The organism is Kitasatospora sp. Root107 (assembly GCF_001424875.1).
In the GTDB taxonomy this organism is placed as follows: domain Bacteria; phylum Actinomycetota; class Actinomycetes; order Streptomycetales; family Streptomycetaceae; genus Kitasatospora.
In genome coordinates, this window is record NZ_LMCT01000035.1 from 17,147 (window position 1) to 19,866 (window position 2,720).

General features: G+C 72.9%; 3 protein-coding genes. 2 read left to right on the top strand and 1 reads right to left on the bottom strand.

Annotation, left to right across the window (positions count from 1 at the left end):
* The coding region (locus ASC99_RS37755) for a TetR/AcrR family transcriptional regulator (protein ID WP_082598667.1) at positions 1-723 on the bottom strand (723 nt) is incomplete at its 3' end.
* A gap of 126 nt (positions 724-849) precedes the next feature.
* Between ASC99_RS37755 and ASC99_RS26730 the strand changes: the two genes are divergently transcribed.
* Together ASC99_RS26730 and ASC99_RS26735 are read left to right on the top strand one after the other, a co-directional pair.
* Positions 850-1,770, top strand: a complete 921-nt coding sequence (locus tag ASC99_RS26730) for an NAD-dependent epimerase/dehydratase family protein (RefSeq protein ID WP_057236717.1) — start codon at positions 850-852, stop codon at positions 1,768-1,770.
* 89 nt (positions 1,771-1,859) lie between these two features.
* The coding region (locus ASC99_RS26735) for a PLP-dependent cysteine synthase family protein (protein WP_082598660.1) at positions 1,860-2,720 on the top strand (861 nt) is incomplete at its 3' end.

Here is a 2,720-nt window from a genome sequence, read left to right on the forward strand (position 1 = left end):
GCCGAGGTCTCCGGCGGCCGGTTCGACCTTCAGCCAGGCGGCGTCGACCGCCTCCGCCGCGACCTGCACCGCGGCGTCGAAGTAGGCGTCGAAGTCGGTGATCACCGTGTGCAGGTGCCCGAACAGTTCGAAGCTGATGGTGCCGACCAGCGAGATCCAGAGCGTGAGTGACCGCTCCACCAGGTCCGCGTACGGCTCGGCGGGCGCTCCGCCGAGGGCGTCGAGCACCCCTTGGGTGACGAGCCTGGGCAGCGGCTGCGCGGGCGGCCTCAACAGGCCCTGGGCGTGGGCCTCCAGGACGAGCGCGGCCAGCAGCCGGGTGATCCGGGTGGCGGGGTCGATGGTGTCGTCAGGGGCCCGGTAGCCGGGCACGGGAGAGCCGTAGACCAGGGCGAACTCGTGCGGATGGGCCAGCGCCCAGCGCCGGACGGCCCGGCAGGCGGCGAGCCACCGGGTGCCCGGGTCGCCGGGAGCGGCGGCCGCCGCCGTCTCGGCCGCCGCGCCGATCGCGTTGAACGCGTCGATGATCAGCGCCGTCAGCAGGGCGTCCCGGCTGGGGAAGTAGCGGTAGAGCGCCGACGAGGCCAGGCCCAGGTCGCGCGCCACCGCGCGGAGGGACAACGCGGCGGCCCCGGTCTCGCTGAGCTGCCGGGTGGCGGATTCCTTGATAGCGCGGATGAGTTCGGCGCGGGCCAGTTGCCGCGCGGTCTGGGACGCCGTCATGGCGCCCATTCTGCATTTCGAGAGCAGCGCACACAAGAGAGAGCACTGCTCTTGACTTTTGCCGGACCCGCCGACCAGACTGCCCGTCAGGAGAGCACTGCTCTCCCCAGTCCGGGAGGGGACCCCATGGCACGGCACATCGTCATCGGCAACGGCCCGATCGGCGCCGCCACCGCAGCGCTGCTCACCGAGCAGGGACAGGACGTCACGGTCCTGACCCGATCGGGCAGCCACGGCAGCACAGCGCTGGACGTCACCGACACCGCAGCACTACGGCAGGCCGCCCACGGCGCCGAGGTGATCTACAACTGCGCGAGCCCGGCCTACCACCGCTGGCCCACCGACTGGCCGCCGATCGCCGCCGCCGTGCTGGACGCGGCGGAGTCCACCGGCGCGGTGCTGGTGACGATGGGCAACCTGTACGGCTACGGCCCCGTCGACGGTCCGCTCACCGAGGACCTGTCGCTCGCGGGCACCGGCGCCAAAGCCCGGGTACGCGCCGCCATTTGGCGTGACGCACTGGCCCGGCACACGGCCGGGCGGGTCCGCGCCACCGAGGCACGCGCCTCCGACTACTTCGGCCCCGGCGTCGTCGATCCCGGCTATCTCGCCCAGCGGGTGATGACACCCCTGCTCGCCGGGAAGGGCGTCCGCGTCCTCGGCGACCCGGACGCGCCGCACAGCTTCACCTACCTCCCCGACATCGCCCGCACCCTCGTCCGCCTCGGCACCGAGGAGCGGGCCTGGGGACGCGCCTGGCACGTTCCCACCGCCGAGCCCCTCTCCATCGGGGAGACCCTCCAGCGCCTGTCCCGCCTCGCCGGCCTCCCACCGGTGAAGGTCGGCCGGATCCCCTGGTGGCCCCTCCGCCTGGCCGGCGTCGCCAACCCCACGCTGGCCGAACTAGCGGAAGTCCGCTACCAGTTCGACCGGCCCTTCGTAATCGACTCGGCGGCCTACAGCTCGGCCTTCAATGAGCAGCCCACCCCGACCGACGAGGCCCTGGCAGCCACCCTCACCTGGTGGCAACAGCGGCTCGCGCAGTAGCAGGTGGCGTGAGCCCCGCACCCGGCTCACGCCACCTCACCGCCCCTCGAGGTCGGCCCTCCGACCCCGGCCTGGCTAGGGTTGCCGCCATGGATGCTCACGAGTCTGTGCTCGACCTGATCGGCCGCACCCCGCTGGTACGCGTGCGGATGCCCGACGGCGATCGGGGCGCAGCCGTCTACGGCAAGCTGGAGTACCTGAGCGTGGGCGGCAGCGTCAAGGACCGGATCGCCGCGCACATGGTCCAACAGGCGGAGCAGGACGGGCTGTTGCGGCCCGGCGGAACAATCGTCGAGGCCACCTCGGGCAACACCGGCATCGGGCTCGCGCTGGTGGCAGCCGAGCGGGGGTACCGGTCCGTCGTCGTGGTCTCCGACCGGGTGAGCAGCGAGAAGACCGCCACCCTTCGGGCGCTCGGCGCCGAGGTGGTGGTCCGGCCCGCCGGGCTGCCCCGCGAGCACCCGGGCCATCCGGTGCGCACGGCGGCCCGCCTCGCCGCCGAGACGCCGGGCGGGTGGTTGGCCGACCAGTACGACAACCCGGCCAACCCGGAGGCGCACTACCTGAGCACCGGACCGGAGATCTGGCGGCAGACCGACGGCCGGATCACCCACCTGGTCTCCTGCATCGGCACCGGCGGCACCATCAGCGGCACCGGCCGCTACCTCAAGGAGGTCAGCGGCGGCCGCGTCCAGGTGATCGGTGCGGACCCGTCCTCCTCGGTGTACGCGGGCGGCGACGGCAGCCCGTACTTCATCGAGGCCGCCGGCCACTTCCGTCATCCGGACACCCTGGAGGACATCTGGCCCAAGTCGTACCACCAGCACGTGGTCGACCGCGTACTGCCCGTCGCCGACCGCGAAGCACTGCTGATCCTCCGTCAGATCGCGCGCGAGCAGGGCCTGTTGGTCGGCGGGTCCTCCGGTACGGCGCTGGCCGCAGCTCGGCGG

What these genes read in the sequence shown, in the direction of transcription:
- ASC99_RS26730 (WP_057236717.1), top strand. Translation starts at nt 850, where the DNA reads ATGGCACGGCACATCGTCATCGGCAACGGCCCGATCGGCGCCGCCACC.